The 18,679-nt window shown below is 64.6% G+C and carries 16 protein-coding genes; 8 read left to right on the top strand and 8 right to left on the bottom strand.

The features are described from left to right. Positions 1–16 precede the first annotated feature (16 nt). Complete coding sequence (locus AC1Z32_RS00610; protein ID WP_483476780.1) at positions 17–901, top strand: LysR substrate-binding domain-containing protein; 885 nt, start codon at positions 17–19, stop codon at positions 899–901. Positions 902–905: 4 nt separating this feature from the next. On the opposite strand, the gene AC1Z32_RS00605 is transcribed toward AC1Z32_RS00610, so the two are convergent. Then, a complete protein-coding gene (locus AC1Z32_RS00605; RefSeq protein ID WP_483476779.1) occupies positions 906–1,709 on the bottom strand; it encodes an enoyl-CoA hydratase/isomerase family protein in 804 nt (267 codons plus the stop codon). A gap of 15 nt (positions 1,710–1,724) precedes the next feature. Beyond that, on the bottom strand, positions 1,725–2,477 hold the full coding sequence (locus tag AC1Z32_RS00600; protein WP_483476778.1) for an SDR family oxidoreductase: 753 nt from the start codon (positions 2,475–2,477) through the stop codon (positions 1,725–1,727). 193 nt (positions 2,478–2,670) lie between these two features. Between AC1Z32_RS00600 and AC1Z32_RS00595 the strand changes: the two genes are divergently transcribed. Together AC1Z32_RS00595 and AC1Z32_RS00590 are read left to right on the top strand one after the other, a co-directional pair. Further along, a complete protein-coding gene (locus AC1Z32_RS00595; RefSeq protein WP_483476777.1) occupies positions 2,671–3,972 on the top strand; it encodes an MFS transporter in 1,302 nt (433 codons plus the stop codon). A gap of 33 nt (positions 3,973–4,005) precedes the next feature. Next, the gene (locus AC1Z32_RS00590; RefSeq protein WP_483476776.1) at positions 4,006–5,178 is read left to right on the top strand and encodes a thiolase family protein; all 1,173 of its coding nucleotides are present in this window, start codon (positions 4,006–4,008) and stop codon (positions 5,176–5,178) included. 3 nt (positions 5,179–5,181) lie between these two features. Here AC1Z32_RS00590 and AC1Z32_RS00585 read toward each other — a convergent pair whose 3' ends face one another. Next, complete coding sequence (locus AC1Z32_RS00585; protein ID WP_483476775.1) at positions 5,182–5,952, bottom strand: DeoR/GlpR family DNA-binding transcription regulator; 771 nt, start codon at positions 5,950–5,952, stop codon at positions 5,182–5,184. A gap of 260 nt (positions 5,953–6,212) precedes the next feature. Here AC1Z32_RS00585 and AC1Z32_RS00580 point away from each other — a divergent pair, with 260 nt between their 5' ends. The 4 genes from AC1Z32_RS00580 to AC1Z32_RS00565 are packed head-to-tail and all read left to right on the top strand — an operon-like array spanning position 6,213 to position 10,927. Further along, positions 6,213–7,217, top strand: a complete 1,005-nt coding sequence (locus AC1Z32_RS00580) for a 2-keto-3-deoxygluconate permease (protein WP_483476774.1) — start codon at positions 6,213–6,215, stop codon at positions 7,215–7,217. Then, on the top strand, positions 7,214–8,467 hold the full coding sequence (locus tag AC1Z32_RS00575; RefSeq protein WP_483476773.1) for a four-carbon acid sugar kinase family protein: 1,254 nt from the start codon (positions 7,214–7,216) through the stop codon (positions 8,465–8,467). The genes AC1Z32_RS00580 and AC1Z32_RS00575 overlap by 4 nt, the downstream gene beginning before the upstream one ends. 25 nt (positions 8,468–8,492) lie before the next feature. After that, positions 8,493–9,494: a 4-hydroxythreonine-4-phosphate dehydrogenase PdxA gene (pdxA, locus tag AC1Z32_RS00570; RefSeq protein ID WP_483476772.1), complete on the top strand. Its 1,002-nt coding sequence runs from the start codon at positions 8,493–8,495 to the stop codon at positions 9,492–9,494. Between the two features lie 53 nt (positions 9,495–9,547). Continuing rightward, entirely contained in the window at positions 9,548–10,927 is a 1,380-nt protein-coding gene (locus AC1Z32_RS00565) for a CoA transferase (RefSeq protein WP_483476771.1), read from the top strand. Between the two features lie 52 nt (positions 10,928–10,979). Here the strand turns inward: AC1Z32_RS00565 and AC1Z32_RS00560 are convergent, their stop codons facing one another. From AC1Z32_RS00560 to AC1Z32_RS00550, 3 genes are all read right to left on the bottom strand, one after another. Further along, positions 10,980–11,276: a hypothetical protein gene (locus tag AC1Z32_RS00560; RefSeq protein WP_483476770.1), complete on the bottom strand. Its 297-nt coding sequence runs from the start codon at positions 11,274–11,276 to the stop codon at positions 10,980–10,982. A 249-nt stretch (positions 11,277–11,525) separates the two neighbouring features. Further along, positions 11,526–13,199 (bottom strand): cation acetate symporter, encoded by a 1,674-nt coding sequence (locus AC1Z32_RS00555; RefSeq protein WP_483476769.1) that lies wholly within the window; start codon positions 13,197–13,199, stop codon positions 11,526–11,528. Beyond that, a complete protein-coding gene (locus AC1Z32_RS00550; RefSeq protein ID WP_483476768.1) occupies positions 13,196–13,501 on the bottom strand; it encodes a DUF485 domain-containing protein in 306 nt (101 codons plus the stop codon). Before AC1Z32_RS00550 ends, AC1Z32_RS00555 begins: the two co-directional genes overlap by 4 nt. Positions 13,502–13,901: 400 nt before the next feature. On the opposite strand from AC1Z32_RS00550, the gene AC1Z32_RS00545 reads away from it, so the two are divergent. Then, positions 13,902–15,524, top strand: coding sequence for a D-alanyl-D-alanine carboxypeptidase/D-alanyl-D-alanine-endopeptidase (locus tag AC1Z32_RS00545; protein WP_483476767.1), 1,623 nt, complete (start codon positions 13,902–13,904; stop codon positions 15,522–15,524). Positions 15,525–15,530: 6 nt separating this feature from the next. Here AC1Z32_RS00545 and AC1Z32_RS00540 read toward each other — a convergent pair whose 3' ends face one another. Continuing rightward, positions 15,531–17,336, bottom strand: coding sequence for an L-lactate permease (locus AC1Z32_RS00540; RefSeq protein ID WP_483476766.1), 1,806 nt, complete (start codon positions 17,334–17,336; stop codon positions 15,531–15,533). A gap of 151 nt (positions 17,337–17,487) precedes the next feature. Beyond that, entirely contained in the window at positions 17,488–18,591 is a 1,104-nt protein-coding gene (gene alr / locus AC1Z32_RS00535) for an alanine racemase (protein ID WP_483476765.1), read from the bottom strand. Positions 18,592–18,679: the final 88 nt, after the last annotated feature.

The following is an 18,679-nucleotide window of genomic DNA, read 5'->3' as shown; positions in this document are numbered from 1 at the left end:
TTGCTACCATCATTCGATGCGAACCCTTCCGTCACTCAACGCGCTGCGCGCCTTCGAAGTCTGCGGACGTCTGCTCAGCATCCAGCTCGCCGCCGATGAGCTGAATGTGACGCCCGCCGCCGTCAGCCGCCAGATCAAGCTGCTCGAAGACCAGCTCGGCGTGCTGCTCTTCGAGCGCGGACATCGCGCGATCACGCTGACGCCGATGGGCTCGCGCTATCTCTCCGACGTGATCCGCAGCTTCGACACATTGCGCACCGCGACCGTCAATCTCACCGAAGCGCGCAAGCGGCGCACGCTCAAGATCCGCGCCTACACCACGTTCTCGATGAACTGGCTGCTGCCGCGTCTCTCGACGTTTCATCGCGACCATCCGGATATCGAAGTGAGTCTGACCACATCGCTGCAACCGGTCGACTTCAACACCGAAGATGTCGATGCCGCCATTCGTCTTTCGCACGCGCCTTCATCCGATCTCGGCTGCGACCGGCTCGTGCCGAACGAGCTCGTGCCGGTATGCAGCCCCGAGTTTTTGCGCGCGCATCCCGATCTCAACGACGCATCGCCCGAAGCCTTGCGCAACGTGCCGCTTCTGCATTCGCTCGCGCGCCGCGAAGACTGGGCGAAGTGGCTCGATGCAGCCGGTGTGCAAGGCGTGAATCCGCTCGGCGGCCTCTCCTACGAAAGCTCGATCCTCGCGTACTTCGCGGCGGCGCAAGGGCATGGCATCGCGATGGCGCAGCGCGTGCTCGTCGCGGATCAACTGGGCGCGGGCACGCTCGTCATGCCGTTTTCCTTCGTGCTCGATCTCGGCGCGTTCACGTACTACCTGATCTATCCACCCGCGCATCTTTCGAATCCCGAGTTCGCCGCGTTTCGCACATGGCTGCTTTCCGCGTGATGAATCAATATCCGCGATAGACAGGCTTGCGCTTCTCCGCGAACGCCTTGCGCCCTTCCACACGATCCTCCGATTCGCGCATCGCACCCCACGCGAGTTCGGTGAATTCGAGCGCCTGCGCGAGCGGCACGTTCGCGCTCGTCTCGATGACCTTCTTGATCATCTGCACCGCGAGCGGCCCGTTCGATGCGATCGTGCGCGCGAGTTGCAGCGCATCGTCCATCAGGGCTTCGGGTTCCGCGATATCCGATACCAGCCCGATCCGATGCGCATAGTCCGCATCGATCTTGCAGCCGGTGAGAAGCATCTTCATCGCGATGGCAGAAGGCACCGCGCGCTGCAACGCCTGAATGCCGCACACGGCGGGAATGCTCGCGACGACCGCTTCCGGCAAGCCGAACACCGCGCTCTTCGATGCGATCCGCAAGTCGCATTGCAGCGCGAGCTCCAGCCCGCCGCCGAGGCAATAACCATTGATCGCGCCGATGACCGGCTTGAAGATGCGCAACGAGCTCAGCTCCATCAAACGCACATAGATGCCTTCCGCGCCCGCACGATCGATCGACTTCACGAACGACGATCCGAACGATGTCGATGGCGGCAACGTGCGTTTCAGATCCGCGCCGACGCAAAACGATTTCGCGCCCGCGCCGGTGATGACGATCACGCGCACGCCGTCATCGTCGCGGGCATCGGCGAGACGCGCGCGCAGTTCGACGAGCGTATCGATATCGAGCGCGTTGAGCGCTTCGGGCCGGTCGAGCGTCAAGACGGCGACGTGATCGGACACGCTGTAGCGAATGGTCATGATGTCCTCCGCTCCTCAAACGCTCGGCGACGCGAGCGAGCGTCCGCCGCATACATAAAGCGTCTGCCCCGTGATGTACGACGCCTCGCGCCGCGCGAAGAAGCGCACCGCTTCCGCGATATCCTCCGGGGTGCCGATGCGCTGCGCCGGCACCGACTTCTTCAGCTTCTCCTGAAGCTCGTCATCGAACGCCTGAAAGAGCGGCGTGTCGACGATGCCGGGCGCGACCGCGTTCACCGTCACGCCGTCCTTCGCCCATTCGAGCGCGAGACTGCGCGTGAGACTCACGACGCCGCCCTTCGCCGCCGAATAGTTCGCCTGCCCGGCGCCGCCGAGCCACGCGCGCGACGAGATATTCACGATGCGCCCGTGCTTCGCCGCGCTCATGTGCGCGAGCACGGCGCGGCAGCATAAAAACTGCGATTTGAGATTCACATTGATGACGGCATCCCAGTCGTCGTCGCTCATGCGCGTGATGCGCTTGTCGCGCACGATGCCCGCGTTGTTCACGAGCACGTCGATGCGTTCGAAGCGCTCCATGACTGTTTCCACCGCGCGATTCACCGATGCACTGTCCGTCACATCGACCGCTAATGTCATGACGTCCGCGCCTTGTGCTGCGAGTCGAGTCGCGGCTTCGTCGAGCGCGGCGCGATCGAGATCGAATAGCGCGATGCGTTTGCCGTCGCGTGCCAGTGTTTGCGCGATGCCAAAACCGATGCCCTTCGCGCCGCCCGTAACAATCGCGACTTCCTTTGAAGCATTCATTGCTGTCTCCTTGAACGAATGCCCCGATGCTAGGCCGCCTCATCGCGTGTGCTCAAACGACATTTTTTGCGAGGTCGATTGAGTTTTTGTTCGATTGAGAAGAAGTCAATCGACAGCGCAAAAAATGTCGTTTGAGCGGGCGGAAAGCCAAACCTACGATGCGTCCATCACATACCCACACGGAGACGACATCATGGACACCACGCTTCCGAACGTAGCCGAGCCGGGCGCGACGCCGCTCACTCGTGCACAGAGAAAGGCGATCGTCGCGGCGACACTCGGCACCATCGTCGAGTTCACGGACTGGATCATCTATGCGACGTTCGCGTCGCTGTTCTCAAGGCAGTTCTTTCCGGCGAACAACGCGAGCGTCGCGCTGCTCGCGACCTTCGCGGTATTCGCGGTCGGCTTCGTGATGCGGCCCATCGGCGGCGCGCTGCTCGGCGCCTACGCCGACCGCCACGGCCGCAAGAACGGCCTCGCGCTATCCGTCGCGCTGATGGCGGGCAGCTCGCTCGTGATCGCCGCGTGTCCCGGCTATGCATCGATCGGCGTCGCGGCGCCGCTCGTGCTCGTCGCCGCGCGGCTCGTGCAGGGCTTCGCCGCGGGCGGCGAGTTCGGCTCGGCATCGACGTTCCTGATGGAATCCGCGTCGCCTTCGAGGCGCGGCTTCGCGGGGTCGTGGCAGCACTTCGCGGTGAACGCGGGCGTGCTCGTGGCGGCATCGATCGGCGCATTGCTCACGTCGATGATCGATGCGCCCGCGATGGCCGCGTGGGGCTGGCGCATCGCCTTCGCGATCGCGGGACTGATGGGCTTCGTCGCGCTGTGGTTCCGGCTCGCGGTATCCGAAACCGACACGTTCAAAAAGAACGTATCGTCGCGCCAGCACACCCGGCATCCGTTCATCACGATCGTGCGTGAGCATCGGCGCGCCGCGTTGCGCGTGATCGGCATCGCGATGGCCGGCAATCTCTGCAACTATCTCTGGCTCGTGCTCTTCCCGACGCTCGCCCATATGCGCGGCCTGCCGCTGCGCGATGCGTTCAGCGCGAGCGTCGTGTCGATCGTCGTCTCGCTCGTCGCGATTCCGCTGCTCGGCATACTTTCGGATCGCATCGGACGCAAGCCCGTGCTGCTCGCGTTCGCCGCCGGCTCCGCGCTCTTCGCGTATCCCGCGCTGCACTTTCTGAACAGCGACTACTGGACCGCGACGGTCATCGTCACTATCGGCATGCTGCTCTCGTCCGGCTTCGCCGCGACCTGCGCCACCGTCATGGCCGAGCAGTTCCCCGCGCATGTGCGAGCCACGGGCGTTGCGCTGCCCTATGCGGTATCGGCGGCGCTCTTCGGCGGCACGCTGCCGACCATCGTCACCGCGATGAACAACGCCGGTCTCTCGCAATACCTGTGGATCTACGTGGCCGCCGTGTGCGCGGCGGGCTGCATCGTCTATGCGCGCATGCCGGAAACGCGCGGCAAGACGCTCGATTAAGGCTTTCTTTCAATCAATGCAATGGAGACAACCATGCGCAAAGTGGTGATCGGTGGCGTCGGCATGACGCCCTTCGGCAAGTTTCTCGAACGCAATCTCAAGTCGCTCGCGGAGGAAGCGGTGTCGCTCGCGCTGAAGGACGCGCACGTCACCGTGAACGATGTCGATCGCGTGTTCTTCGGCAACGCGGCGGCGGGCGTCGTGACCGGTCAGGAGATGATTCGCGCGCAGTCGTCGCTGCGCAATACCGGGCTCGACGGCAAGCCGATGTTCAACGTCGAGAACGCCTGCGCGTCCGGCAGCTCCGCGCTGAATCTCGCGTGGCTCGCGGTGGCGTCGGGGCAGGCGGAAACGGCGCTGGTCGTCGGCGTCGAAAAGCTGTCGCACGAGGACAAGGCGGTTTCGTTCGGCGCGTTCGCCAAGGCCGTCGATCTCGAAGAGCCGCTGCCCGAAGGCGTGACCACGGGAACCGGCTCCCTCTTCATGGACCTTTACGCGGCGAAGGCGCGCAAGTGGATGGACAAGACCGGCGCCGATGCGAGCGATTTCGCGCGCGTCGTCGTGAAGAGCCGGCACGCGGGCTCGCTCAATCCGCACGCGCAGTTCCGCAAGGAGACGAGCGTCGAGGAAGTGCTGACGAGCCGCATGGTCAGCGATCCGCTCACGCTCTTCATGTGCTCGTCGATCGGCGATGGCGGCGCGGCCCTCTTCATCTGCTCGGAGGATTTCGCGGCGAAGCACGACATTCGCCCGGTGTATATCCGCGCGAGCTCGATCGTCTCGGCGAAAGCCGATGGCACGGGCGAGCTCGTCGCCGTGCGCGCGGCGCGCGAAGCGTATGAGGAAGCGGGCATCGGACCCGAGGATGTGCATGTCGTCGAATTGCATGACGCATCCGCGCCCGCCGAACTCATCCACTACGAGAACCTCGGCCTGTGCGCGCCGGGCGACGCGCCGAAGCTGATCCGTTCCGGCGATACGGGCATCGGCGGGAGGATTTCGGTGAATCCGAGCGGCGGCTTGCTCTCGCGCGGGCATCCGGTCGGCGCGACGGGCGTCGCGCAGATCGTCGAACTGACGCAGCAGTTGCGCGGCAAGGCGGGCGCGCGGCAACGTCCCGGCGCGAAGGTCGCGCTCGCGGAAAACAACGGCGGTCAGCTCGCGGGCGATTCCGCCGTTGCGCTGGTCACGATTCTTTCGACGTAACGTCTAAACGTTCGACTCCGCGCATTCCACCGTCACGTTCCCCAGCTCCTCGAAGCGCGCGAGCACCGGCGCTTCGGCCAATGCATCGGTAAGGAGCGTCCACTTGCGCTCCAGCGGCGTCCAGTGCTGCTGGCTCGCGCGCTCCAGCTTGTTCGACGTCACCAGCACGAACACGCCCGCCGCCTGCCGGGCGATGCATTCCTTCAGGAACGCCTGCTCCGCCGTCGCTTCGCACAGCCCGCGTCCCGCGACGACACCGTCCGCGCCGAGAAACGCCTTGTCGAAAGTGACGCGCGAGAGCGCCACCTGCGCGAAAGGCCCGAGCGTGCTCATGCTCGACGGCCGCACGTCGCCGCCGATCAGCGTCACGCGCACGTCCGCCGCGGCAAGCGCGCTCACCGCGAGCAGATTGTTCGTCACGACGTGAATCTCCGTGCGCCCGGCGAGGCAGCGGGCGAGCGCGGCGTTCGTCGTGCCGCCGTCGAGGAAGATCGTGTCGCCGTCCTGCACGTGCCGCGCCGCCGCGCGCGCAATCGCTTCCTTCTGCTCCCGGAAACTCTCGCGCCGGATATCGAGCGATTCCTCCGGTTCGTGCATGCCCACCGACGCCGCGCCGCCGTAGGTGCGCACGATGCGCCGCTCTTCGGCGAGCGCTCGCAGGTCGCGGCGCACCGTCGCTTCCGACATGCCGAAGTGATCGCACAGCGCGGCGACATCGTTCATGCCTGACAGCACGGCCTTGAGCATGGCCTCGCGGCGTTTCTCGACTTTCATTCTCTTCCCTGAGTTCGGACGATTTCCGGCGCGGCACAGTGTAGCGAACGGCCCGGGCGCGGTGAATGCGTGTCGCATCTGTCTATCCGACACATATTTTGACCGATTCAATCATTCGCGCAAGCGAATCTCTCCGAACCGATCACTGTAAACACCAATACCGCTCGAATTGCGCAAAACCGGGCGGAGGACTACACTTCGCTTTGATTGATTCGATCAATTTGTGACTGAATCGGACAGAAACCACTCTGGAGACACGTATGGCTCAAATTCACATCAAGCGCGCCGTCGAGCGCGTGCCCGGCGGGATGATGATCGTCCCGCTGCTGATCGGCTCGCTGATCGCGACGTTCATGCCCGGCATGCCGAAGTTCTTCGGCTCGTTCACGAACGCGCTCTTCACGGGCGCGCTGCCGATTCTCGCGGTGTTCTATGTCTGCATGGGCGCGAGCATCGACGTGAAGGCCACGCCCTATCTCCTCAAGAAAGGTGGCGCGCTGTTCGTGACGAAGGTCGGCACGGCGATCATCGCGGGCGTCGTGCTCGGGCATTTCCTCGGCGAGCAGCCGATCACGTCGGGCCTCTTCGCCGGCATTTCGACGCTCGCCGTCGTCGCCGCGATGAACGACACCAACGGCGGCCTCTACATGGCGCTGATGGGTCAGTACGGCCGCTCGGAAGACGTCGGCGCGTACACGATCATGTCGCTCGAATCCGGCCCGTTCCTGACGATGGTCACGCTCGGCGTCGCGGGCCTTTCCGCGTTTCCGTGGCCGACGCTCGTCGGCAGCATCCTGCCGCTCGCGGTCGGCATGCTGCTCGGCAATCTCGATCGCGAGATGCGCGACTTCCTGGCCCGCGCGGTGCCGGTCATGATTCCGTTCTTCGCGCTGGCGCTCGGCGCGGGCCTCGATCTGCACAAGGTCTGGCAAGCCGGTCTGCTCGGCATCGGCCTGGGTTTCGCGGTGGTCATCGTGACGGGCATTCCGCTCTACTTCGCGGATCGTCTGACGGGCGGCACGGGTGTCGCGGGCGCGGCGGCGGCGAATACCGCGGGCAACGCGGCGGCGGTTCCGGCGCTGATCGCGGCGGCGAATCCGGTCTATGAAGAAGCGGCGAAGACGGCGACGCTGCTCGTCGCGGCATGCGTGGTCGTGACCGCCATCGTGTCGCCGATCCTGACGGCAGCGATCGCCAAACGCGTGAGCGCGCGAAACGAAGCACGCGCATCGTCCAGCTCGAAGGCACGCGGGGCCACGCAATGAAGAGCCTGCTGATCGTCGCCGACGATCTCTCGGGCGCCGCCGACTGCGCAATCGCGTTCGCGGCGGCGGGCCGCAAGACGGTCGTATCGCTCGACGCGAATGCATCGGATGCCGGCGCGGCGGTCATCGCCGCCGACACCGACACGCGCCGCCTCACGCCCGCCGATGCCGCGAAGCGCACGGCGAGCGCCTGGCAGACGCTGCGCGCGCCGGGGCGGCGGCTGTACAAGAAGATCGATTCGACCTTGCGCGGCAACTGGACCGCCGAGGTCGCGGCGCTGACCAAGATCGCCGGACCGGCGATCGTCACGCCCGCGTTTCCCGCGACGGGCCGCACCGTGCGCGACGGCCGCGTGATCGTGCGCGGCGTGCCGCTCGAAGACACCGAAACGTGGAAGCTCGAGAACGCCGGACAGAACGCGGGACTGCGCGCGATGCTGGACATGGTCGGCCTGCGCGTCGCGCATGTTCCGCTCGATGCGTTCCGCGCCGCGCCGCAAGACGTCGCCGCGATGGTCGCATCGGCGGCGGCATCGGCGAATGGCGTCGACGCGATCATCGTCGATGCCGAAACCAGCGACGATCTCGCGTCGCTTGCGCGCGTGACGGCATCCGTGGACGAGCAGTTTTTCTGGGTCGGCTCGGGCGGTCTCGCGCGTGAGCTGGCCGCGCTGCCCGATCTCTTCGATGCGAGCGCTTCCCTGCCGGCGACGCGCGCCATCGAGCCGGCGCAAGGGCCGATCCTCGCGCTCGTCGGCAGTCTCTCCCCGATCTCCGAGCGCCAGTGCGCGTTGCTGTGCGCCGAAGCGGGCGTCTGCGAAACGATCGTGCCGCCCGCCGTGCTGCGCGACGGCGCGCGTCATCCGGAATGGCAGGCGTGGCGCGAGCGCATCGGCGCAAAGGTGCGCGGCAACGAAGACGCGATCGTGCGCATCGGCCGCGACGACGCGTTCGATCCCGCCGAAGGCGCACTGCTGTCGAATGCGCTCGCGGCGCTCGTCGCGCCTCACTTCGACGAGCTCGGCGGACTGATCGCCACCGGCGGCGAAACCGCGCGCGCGATCCTCGCCGCGGCGAACGTCGGCAGCCTCGAACTCCTGCGCGAGATCGAAGCGGGCGTCGCGCTCGGAAGGCCATCGACGGGCAAGGGCCCGTCCATCGTCACGAAAGCCGGCGCGTTCGGCAGCGAGCACGCGCTGCTCGGCGCCTATTTGCATTTGCGCGGGGCGGATATTCCCGTCTCGCGTTGAGACACGACACCACCAGACGAACATCATGAGCAACTATCTTCCCGTAATCGGCATCACGATGGGCGACGCAACCGGCGTAGGTCCGGAAATCGTCGTCAAGAGCCTCGCGCACGATGCCGTCTATCAGCAGTGCCGTCCGTTCGTGATCGGCGATGCGCGCCGTCTCGAGCGCGCGAACGAGATCGTCGGCGGCAAGGCGACGGTGCGCCGCATCAAGGATGCGACCGAAGCGCGCTATGAACCAGGCGTGATCGATTGCATCGATCTCGGCCTGATTCCCGACGATCTGCCCTTCGGCGAGCTGTCCGCCATCGCGGGCGACGCGGCGTATCAGTACATCGCGCGCGCGGTCGAGCTGGCGCAGGCGAATCAGATCGATGCGATCTGCACGGCGCCGCTCAACAAGGAAGCGCTGCACGCGGGCGGCCACAAGTTCCCCGGCCACACGGAAATGCTCGCGCATCTGACGGGCGTCGACGAAGTGTCGATGATGCTCGTCGCACCGCAATTGCGCGTGATTCACGTGACGACGCACATTGGCATCATCGACGCGATCCGCAAGATCGAGCCGGGTCTCGTGCAGCGCACGATCGAGCGCGGCAACGCGACGCTCGTGAAGGCGGGCATCGCGAAGCCGCGCATCGGCGTGTGCGGGATCAACCCGCATGCGGGCGAGAACGGGCTGTTCGGTTATGGCGAGGAAGAAGAGAAGATCATCCCCGCCGTGAAGGTCTTGCAGGAACGCGGGCTCGACGTGACGGGACCGCTGCCCGCCGATACGCTCTTCTATCGCGCAGGGCGTGGCGACTTCGATCTCGTCGTCGCGATGTATCACGATCAGGGGCATGGTCCCGTGAAGGTGCTCGGCCTCGAAGCGGGCGTGAACGTGACGGTCGGGCTCGATGTGATCCGCACCTCCGTCGATCACGGCACGGCGTTCGATATCGCGGGCAAGGGCATCGCCGATGAACGCAGCATGCTCGAAGCGCTGCGTCAGGGCACGGAACTGGCGACGCGGCGTCATTGATGCGGTTGGCGCGATAATGGGTGCTTCATACGAAGCACTCGCGCCGATCGATCATGACCTCCTCTCTCGATACGCTGCACCGCCTATGGCGCATCGCCGGCTTGCCCGACGATGCGCTTTCTTTCATCGGCCTTCCCGGTCGCGATCCCGTCTTTCCATCCACGTTTGCTGTCGGCACGGCGGCGCAGGCGAGCATCGGCGCGGCGGCACTGGCCGCGTGCGAGCTTGCCCATGCGCGCGGCGTCGAAAGGCAGCGCGTGTCCGTCGATATGACGCACGCGGCTGTCGAATGCACGGGGGCGTTTACCGTCGATGGCAAGGAGCCCGAGACCTGGGGACGCTTCTCCGGCCTCTATCGATGCGCCGATGGTTACGTGCGCATCCACGCGAACTTCGAACATCATCAGGATGGCGCGCTGCGTCTGCTCGGGCTCGATCCGCGCACCGCGACGCGCGAGGAAGCGGAGCGTGCGTTGCTGTCGTGGCGCGCGTGCGATTACGAGAGCGCCGCGGCTGAGCAAGGTCTCGTCGTCACGATGCTGCGCACGTTCGACGAATGGGATGCGACGCCGCAAGCGCAGGCCATCGCCGCGCAGCCCTTGATGACGATCACGCGCATCGGCGATGCGCCGCCTCGCGCCCTGCCCGCCTTGTCCGCCGATGCGCGTCCGCTCGACGGTCTGCGCGTGCTCGATTTCACGCGCATTCTCGCGGGGCCGGTCGGCGGACGGGCGCTCGCCGCGTTCGGTGCCGATGTGATGCTCGTGAATGCGCCGCATCTGCCGAACATTCCCGCGATCGCGGATACGAGCCGCGGCAAGCGTTCGGCGTTGCTCGATCTCCGGTCAGCCGGCGATCGCGACACGCTCTGGAAGCTGATAGACGAGGCGCATGTGTTTGCGCAGGGGTATCGGCCGGGTGGGATTGCTTCGCTGGGGTTCGGGCCGGAAGCGTTGGCTGAGCGTCGGCCGGGCATCGTCTATACGTCGCTGAGCGCGTATGGCACTGAAGGACCGTGGGCGTCACGGCGCGGGTTCGATTCGCTCGTGCAAACCGCCATGGGATTCAACGCGGCCGAAGGCGAAGCGGCCGGCGAAGGCAAGCCACGCCCATTGCCGATGCAGATGCTCGATATGGCGAGCGGGTTTTTGATGGCGTTCGGCGCGGCGGCGGCGCTGTGGAAGCAGCAGCGCGAAGGCGGAAGCTGGCACGTGCAGGTTTCGCTCGCGCAAACGGGGCATTGGTTGCGGGGGCTCGGGCGCGTCGATGGCGGGTTGAAGATCGCGAAGCCGGATATCGCACCGTATGTCGAGCGCTATGAATCGGGATTCGGCGAGTTGATCGCGGTGCGGCCAAGCGCTCGGATGGAGCGGACAGCAACGGGATATGCGCGGGAATCGATGCCGCCGGGGACATCGGAAGCGAAGTGGTGAAGCGACGTGGGTGAAAAGCGACGCACGCTCCGCGTGCGCCGCGCTCCCGGCACTAAGACCGGTTCACGTGAGCAATGACCGTCCCCGCCGTCACTTCCGGTGCAGCCGCGCCAATGTCGCCCGCGTTTTTCGCGATCCAGTCCTTCGCTCGCTGCACGCTTTCATCGACACCTGCCGCGTCCCGGCACACGGTCACGGAGTATCCTCCGTCGGCGCTTTGCACGAGTGTGTACGACACCAGACCCTTGACGCTGCCCATCAGTTCTTCGACATCTCCCTTGCGCTTCTCCAGCAAATCGAATAGTTCTTTTGCGCCTTTTCCAGAATATCTTCTTAGAACGGTTTGCATGATTGGCTCCTCCGAATCCGTGAGACGAGAATCCAAAATCGACCGCGCGCGCAACGATCGGCAAACGTGCCTGCCGTCTCATGACTGCTCAGAAGGATTGGGACAGCGGCAAGGTCTATCGTCGCCGCAGTTACCAAGTGTAGTTGCCACGCCGTCGATGTAAACCGGGCGTAAACACCTCAGCAAAAACGCGCCCGGCGGCATGCACGTCCCCATGTGCATGCATGCGGCGGGCGCGTTCTCGTGGCTTCAGTGCTTGCTCGTCGCGCGAGCCGCCCCGATGCCGGTCATCGAACGGATGAACTGCCCCACGTAAAGCTGCTGCTCGCGCTTGCCCCGCGCCGACGAATCGAGCACCGAGAACAGCCACGCCGACGCAAATGCCAGCGTCATCGAGAACAGCGCGGGATTCGCATACGGGAAGAGCGCGTGATCGTGCTTGAGGATCTGCACCCAGACCGTCGGTCCGAGCACGAGCAGCACGATCGCCGACAAGAGGCCGGTGAGACTGCCCGCGACCGCGCCGCGCGTCGTGAGTCCTTTCCAGAACATCGAAAGGAACAGCACCGGGAAGTTTGCCGATGCGGCAATCGCCAGCACGAGACCGGACAGGAAGGCGATGTTCTGATTCTCGAAGATGAGGCCGAGCAGAATCGCCAGCACACCGATGGCAAGCGTCGCGATCTTCGATACGCGAATCTCCTGCGCTTCCGTCACCGCGCCCTTGCGGAATGCATTCGCGTAAAGGTCATGGGAAACGGCCGACGCACCCGAGAGCGCGAGACCCGCCACGACCGCGAGCACCGTCGCGAACGCCACCGCCGAAATGAAGCCGAGGAACAGATTGCCGCCCACCGCGCCCGCCAGATGCACGGCCACCATGTTGCTGCCGCCGATGATCTTGCCGGCCGCATCGTGGAAGTCGCCGTTGGTGCCGACGATGACGATCGCGCCGAAGCCCAGCAGCAGAATCAGCAGATAGAAGTAGCCGATGAATCCCGTCGCATAGAGCACGGACTTGCGGGCCTCCTTTGCATCGGCGACGGTGAAGAAGCGCATCAGGATGTGCGGCAGGCCCGCCGTGCCGAACATCATGCCGACGCCGAGTGAGACGGCATCGATCGGGTTCGAGACGAGGCCGCCCGGCGACATGATCGACTGCCCTTTCGCGTGCGCCTTGACCGCGCCCGAGAAAAGCGCTTCCAGATCGAAGCCGAAATACGCGAGCACCATGATGGCCATGAAGGTCGCGCCGCCGAGCAGCAGCGCAGCCTTGATGATCTGCACCCAGGTCGTGGCCAGCATGCCGCCGAACATCACGTAGAGCACCATCAAGCAGCCCACGAGAATGACCGCGGACATGTAGCTCGTCCCGAACAGGAGCTGGATCAGCTTGCCCGCGCCCACCATCTGCGCGACGAGATACATGATCGCGACGGTCAGCGTGCCGCACGCGGCGACGATCCGCACCGGGCGTTGCGCGAGCCGGTACGAAACGACATCGGCGAAGGTGTACTTGCCGAGATTGCGCAGCCGCTCGGCGATGAGAAAGAGGATGATCGGCCAGCCTGCCACGACGCCGAGCGCGTAGATCATGCCGTCGTAGCCCTTGTCGAAGATCATCGCGGAAATGCCGAGGAACGACGCCGCCGACACCATGTCGCCCGCGATGGCGAGACCATTCTGGAAGCCTGTCAGGCCGCCGCCCGCCGCGTAGAAGTCCGAGGCGGAACGAGTGCGCTTCGCGGCCCAGCGCGTGATGCCGAGCGTCAGGAGAACGAAGACGAAAAACATGGCGATCGCGCTCACATTGAGCGGACGTGCGCTCACCGGGCCCTGGATCGCATCGGCGGCGATGGCGTGCTGCGGCGCAAGGACGAGCGTTGCGAGCGCGAGCGGAATCATCGGGAGAAGCTTCTTCATGCGTGATGCTCCTTCAGGGTTTCGTTCAGGGCGTCGATCGAGCCGTTTGCCTTCAGCACGTAGACGGCGGTCAGCGCAAAGGCCAGCAGAATGAACGCGATGGCGACCGGAATGCCCCACGTCACGGTGCCCGCGCCGATACGAAGCCCGAGCGTCGCGGGAGAAAACGCGATGAGAAGAACGAAGCTGAAGTAAGCCGTCAGCATGACGGCGGTGAGCCTCCAGGCCAGCCGCGTTTTGGTCGCGACCAGGCGTGTGAAGTCAGGGTGTAGGCGAAGCTTCTCCAATTGCTGCTCGTCCATGCATGTGTCTCCGAAGGGATGGATGTTTGCCGCGAAATCCTTGTTCTCTGGCCAGCGCGGATGATTGCCGGTCTTGTTTTGGGATGGATCGTCAGCGCGTGGCATCGGGTCGCACCATTGCCGACGAGCAGCCATTCTATTAATAAACCGACCATCCGGTAGGTTTATTTTGCGTGGGAATTGAGAAGAATCTGATCGCAAAACGCCAGTTGTGAGCGATGTATTTTTAAGCGTTCGCCAAACAAGCGCTTTCGTGCTCACGCGACTGGGGACGGCGCAGCGGCGAAGACGCACCAAAACATGCGGGGTACACCTGACCTTCGAACGGAGCGAACTTCCTTTGTATTCCGATCCGCCCGTCCTATTCTCAATCTCGTTGAATAACGACGAGAACAAGAACATGCGCGCGCGAATTCTGGCTGTCCCGTTGCTGATCGCCACCAGCCTTCTCGCCGCGAGCTGTGGCGGCGGTTCATCGCAGGATCCCATCGATCAGGTGATGAAGAAGCCGCGCTACACCAGCGCGAATTCCCAATGGTCGATGGTCGTGATGGACGCGACCACAGGCGAAACGCTTCTCGCACTTCAACCCGACGTGCTCTCGTTCACGGGCTCGGTCCGCAAGCTGTATTCGGTGGGCACCGCGCTCAACACCATCGGCGCGGATCATCGTTTCGAAACGCCGGTCTACCGGAACGGCACGCTCGACGCATCGGGCAAGCTGACAGGCGATCTCATCCTCAAGGCGTCCGGCGATCTGACTTTCGGCGGACGCCAGAAACCCGATGGCACCATCGATTTCACCGACTTCGATCACAACGAGGCGCGCGCCTTCGATGGCGCCATTCTCACGCCGGAAGATCCGCTGACGGCCGTGAACCAGCTCGCGCAGCAAGTCAAGGCGGCGGGCATCACGTCGGTCAGCGGCGATGTCATCGTCGATGACAGGCTCTTCGATGCGTTTCGCGTGCCCAACGGCAACGTGCTCATTTCACCGATTCTCGTGAACGAAAACGTGATCGACGTGACGCTCGCGCCGACATCCGCCGGCCAGCCCGGCCAGCTCGACTGGCGTCCGCGCACGAGCGCGATGACCATGCAGGGCGCGACGCTCACGACTGCGGCAAACGCCCAGGCCGACATCGTCACATCCGGCGATGCGCTCGACGAAGGCCCGCTCGGTTGCCTCGCCGCACCGGGCTGCCACGGCACGATCTCGGGAGAAGCAAGCCTCTCCACGCCCGCGACGATTCCCATGGGCTACACGTCGCCGCTCGTCGGCAACAACCTGTATGTCAGCAATCTGCGCGTCGAAGATCCGCCGTCGTTCGCGCGCACCGCATTCATCGACGCATTGACGCGCGCGGGCGTGCGCGTATCGGCGCCGGCGGTTCAGGCGAACGACAGAAGCAGGTTGCCATCGCCGCAAAGCTATACGAGCGCGACACAGGTCGCGAGCTTCACCTCCTTGCCTTACTCCGAGATCGCGAAGCTGATACTCAAGGTGAGCCTCAATACCGGCGCGAATCTGAGCCTGATGTACCAAGGTCTGACGAAAGGCGCGCGCACGGTCGATACCGCGCTCGTCACCGAGCGCCAATATCTGACGGGCACGCTCGGCATCGACGGCGCGGGCTTTAACTTTCCGACCAATGGCAGCGGTTCGCCCGACAGCCGCGCGACCGCGCGCACCACGGCGACACTGCTCACCGTGATGAGCCGCCTGCCGATCTATCCGGTGTATCGCGATGCGCTGTCGATCCTCGGCGTCGACGGCTCGCTCGCGGCAATCGGCAAGGATGTCCCCGGCAAGGAGCACATCAGGGTAAAGAGCGGCGCGACCGTGACCAACGGTCAGATGATCGCGATGAACATGGCGGGCTACATGGACGCGAAGAGCGGACGCCGGCTCTCGTACGCGCTCTTCGTCAACGACGCCGGTCCGGTCACGGCGCTCACCGACACGCTCGAAGTGTTCGACGACGAAGCAAAAATACTGGGCATCGTCTACGCGCGTTACTGAGCGGCCTTACTTCGGCGGCACCGGGATCATCCCCGGGAAGACATACGCCTGCAGCATCGCGATCACGCCGATCACCGCCGCGCCCGCGATCGAGTGGAAGAATACCGTCCGGAAGATCGGGCCGAGCGCGAACGAACGCTCCTTCGGATCGTCGTAGCAGGCGGCGCACGCGACCATGATCGACTGCGCATCGATCATCTTGCCCATCACGCCGCCCGTCGAGTTCGTTGCGACGATCAGTATCGGATTCAGGTTGAGCTGCTGCGCCGTGATGCGCTGCAGGCTGCCGAAGAGCGCGTTGGACGCCGTGTCGGAGCCCGTCAGGAACACGCCGAGCCAGCCCAGAAACGCCGCGAAGAACGGATAGAACACGCCCGCGCCCGTGAAGGCGAGCCCGAGAACGGCATCGGTGCCCGAATAGCGGGTGAGGAAGCCCAGTCCGAGCACCTGTGCGATGACGAGCACGGGAATCTTCATGCGGTGCATCGTCTGCATGAACGCGTCCTTCCATTGCGCGGCGGAAAGGCGCAGCACGAAGCCGGACAGCATCGCCGCGACGAACACGCCGGTGCCCGCCGCCGACAGCCAGTTGATGGTGAAGCGCGCGGCTTCCGCCTTCGCGTTGACGGGCGCGACCGGCGGCATCCGTTGCACGAGGTTATGCAGCGAGGGCATGTCCCAGACGGGTAATGACAGCGTCCCCTTGAACGGCGAGCCGAGCAGCGTCGTGGAGAAGGGAACGCCCGCGAACAGGTTGTTGAGGAGCTTCTTGAATTCGGGCACGCCCCACAGCGCGCAGCAGGCGATCAGGATTACCCACGGCATCCACGCATAGATGGTTTCGCCGGCCGAGTACTTGTACTTCCACTGGGATTTGTCGATGACGTCAGCCGACGCGCCGCCTTCCCGCGCGAGCGCTTCACGCTCGGACCTGAGCAAAAAGCGCGTCTTCGGATGCCAGACGAAGCGCAGGAACAGCGCCGTGCAGATTACCGAGAACACGCCCGAGACCACATCGGTCATCAGGTGCAGTGCGTGGCTGCCGGACGCGTAGAACTGCATGATCGCGAAGGAGCCGCCCGCGCAGAGCATCGCGGGCCAGACTTCGAAGACTTCCTTCCATGAGCCGCCTTCCATCTTCACGAAGGTCGCGACGAGCCAGAACGGCACGAGCACCGATACGAAGGGCAACTGATGACCCGCCATCGCCGAGAGCGTGACCTGATCGAGCTCGCTGACGGCGGCGAGCGTGACGATCGGCGTGCCGATCGCGCCCCACGCAACCGGCGCCGTGTTCGCGAGCAGGTTCAGCACCGCCGACTGGAACGGCCTGAAGCCGAGGCCGACCATCACGGCCCCGGCAATCGCCACAGGCGTGCCGAATCCCGACGTGCCCTCGATGATCGCGCCGAACGAGAAAGCGATCAGCACGCACTGGAGCCTTCTGTCGAACGAGATGTGGACGATCGATTCCTTGACGATCTCGAACTTGCCGGTCACGACGCTCATCGTGTAGAGGAACATCGCGGCCAGCACGATCCAGATGATGCCCAGAAATCCCGAAAGCGAGCCGAGCGCGAAAGCCGAAACCGCCGAAGTCACGGGCATTCGGAACACGAGGCAGGAAATGATGAACGCGGCGATGACGCCGAAGAACGCCGCATACGGCGCCGAAATGCCCAGATGAACGTTGCCCTGTGAATCGCGATGACGATGCAGCGCGATGAAGTAGAGCAGTGTCAGGATCGGAATCGCCGCGGCGATGGTGGAAAGGAATGCATTGCCCAACGGGTTGTAGGTCTGCTGGTACATGTCGCTTCCTTTTTTTGATATTAGGATTCGAACTGTTCCTTACAGGATTACTACCTAATCTTTGATGTATAGCGGGGCGAAAGGTCGATTTCAAGTTTTGCGGCGGCGCGAGGGCAAGGCGCGCCGCCGCAGGAATCACGCTACGCGAGGGTCAGGCGGAATGGGCTTCCTCTTTGCGAGGCACGTCCGAATCGATGCTCACGGGCACGCGCCGCGCGAGCGCGCACATCAATTCATAGCCGATGGTGCCGGACGCCTCCGCGACTTCATCCACCCGGACGTGCTCGCCCCACAGTTCGACCGGCGCACCGATGCCCGCCGCGGGGCACGGCGTCAGGTCGACGGTGAGCATGTCCATCGACACGCGTCCGACGATGCGCGTGCGCACGCCATCGACGACCACGGGCGTGCCCGTCGGCGCGTGGCGCGGATAGCCGTCCGCGTAGCCGCATGCGACCACGCCGATCTTCATCGCGCGATCCGCCGTGAACGTGCGGCCATAGCCGATCGTCTCGCCGGCCTCGAGCGTCTGCACGCTGATGATGCGGCTTTCGAGCGACATCGCCGCGCGCAACGGGAAGCCTTCGATGTGCCGCGCGCAGCCCGTCGGCGACGCGCCGTAGAGGATCGTGCCTGGCCGCACCCAGTCGCGGTGCGCGCGCGGATGCCACAGCACCGCAGCAGAATTCGACAGCGAGCGCGTGCCGGGAAGATTGCGCGTGGCGGCGTCGAATTCGTCGATCTGCCAGTCGATCGCGCCATCGTCGGCGTTCGCGAAGTGGCTCATCAGGCCGATCGAGCCGACCGCCTCGATGCCCGACGCGCGCTCCCACGCGGCCTCGAACTCGCCCGGCCGATAGCCGAGCCGGTTCATGCCGGAGTTCATCTTCAGCTGGATGTCGATGCGTCCGCGCGGCTTCGCGGCTTTCAGCAACGCGAGCTGATCGTCGCAATGGACCGTGACGGTCAGGCCATGGCGCTCGGCCGTCTCGACATCCTCCGGCTCGAAGATGCCTTCGAGCAGCAGAACCGGCTTTGTCCAGCCGAGTTCGCGCACGCGCACGGCTTCGTCGAGATCGAGCAGCGCGATGCCGTCGGCTTCCGCGAGCGCCGGATAAATGCGCTCGATGCCGTGACCGTAAGCGTTCGCCTTGATGACGGCCCAGACGCGCGACGACGGCGCCGTGCGTTTGACGAGTTGGAGATTGTGACGAACGGCGTCGAGATGAATGCGCGCGGAGATCGGGCGTGGCATGGCGTGCTGAGTTTTGGGTTGAAGGCAGTGGATTGATGGATCGTATCGGCCAAATAGCAGTTGTTGTTAATATATTTTTGCCGATTTT

Source organism: Caballeronia sp. 11_S32, from assembly GCF_056930355.1.
Note: the sequence above shows the minus strand (reverse complement) of the source record. Positions and strands in the feature narration are given on the sequence as shown.

Coding starts and splice junctions, on each gene's coding strand:
- AC1Z32_RS00610 (WP_483476780.1), top strand. CDS start 17: ATGCGAACCCTTCCGTCACTCAACGCGCTGCGCGCCTTCGAAGTCTGC.
- AC1Z32_RS00605 (WP_483476779.1), bottom strand. CDS start 1,709: ATGACCATTCGCTACAGCGTGTCCGATCACGTCGCCGTCTTGACGCTC.
- AC1Z32_RS00600 (WP_483476778.1), bottom strand. CDS start 2,477: ATGAATGCTTCAAAGGAAGTCGCGATTGTTACGGGCGGCGCGAAGGGC.
- AC1Z32_RS00595 (WP_483476777.1), top strand. CDS start 2,671: ATGGACACCACGCTTCCGAACGTAGCCGAGCCGGGCGCGACGCCGCTC.
- AC1Z32_RS00590 (WP_483476776.1), top strand. CDS start 4,006: ATGCGCAAAGTGGTGATCGGTGGCGTCGGCATGACGCCCTTCGGCAAG.
- AC1Z32_RS00585 (WP_483476775.1), bottom strand. CDS start 5,952: ATGAAAGTCGAGAAACGCCGCGAGGCCATGCTCAAGGCCGTGCTGTCA.
- AC1Z32_RS00580 (WP_483476774.1), top strand. CDS start 6,213: ATGGCTCAAATTCACATCAAGCGCGCCGTCGAGCGCGTGCCCGGCGGG.
- AC1Z32_RS00575 (WP_483476773.1), top strand. CDS start 7,214: ATGAAGAGCCTGCTGATCGTCGCCGACGATCTCTCGGGCGCCGCCGAC.
- pdxA (WP_483476772.1), top strand. CDS start 8,493: ATGAGCAACTATCTTCCCGTAATCGGCATCACGATGGGCGACGCAACC.
- AC1Z32_RS00565 (WP_483476771.1), top strand. CDS start 9,548: ATGACCTCCTCTCTCGATACGCTGCACCGCCTATGGCGCATCGCCGGC.
- AC1Z32_RS00560 (WP_483476770.1), bottom strand. CDS start 11,276: ATGCAAACCGTTCTAAGAAGATATTCTGGAAAAGGCGCAAAAGAACTA.
- AC1Z32_RS00555 (WP_483476769.1), bottom strand. CDS start 13,199: ATGAAGAAGCTTCTCCCGATGATTCCGCTCGCGCTCGCAACGCTCGTC.
- AC1Z32_RS00550 (WP_483476768.1), bottom strand. CDS start 13,501: ATGGACGAGCAGCAATTGGAGAAGCTTCGCCTACACCCTGACTTCACA.
- AC1Z32_RS00545 (WP_483476767.1), top strand. CDS start 13,902: ATGCGCGCGCGAATTCTGGCTGTCCCGTTGCTGATCGCCACCAGCCTT.
- AC1Z32_RS00540 (WP_483476766.1), bottom strand. CDS start 17,336: ATGTACCAGCAGACCTACAACCCGTTGGGCAATGCATTCCTTTCCACC.
- alr (WP_483476765.1), bottom strand. CDS start 18,591: ATGCCACGCCCGATCTCCGCGCGCATTCATCTCGACGCCGTTCGTCAC.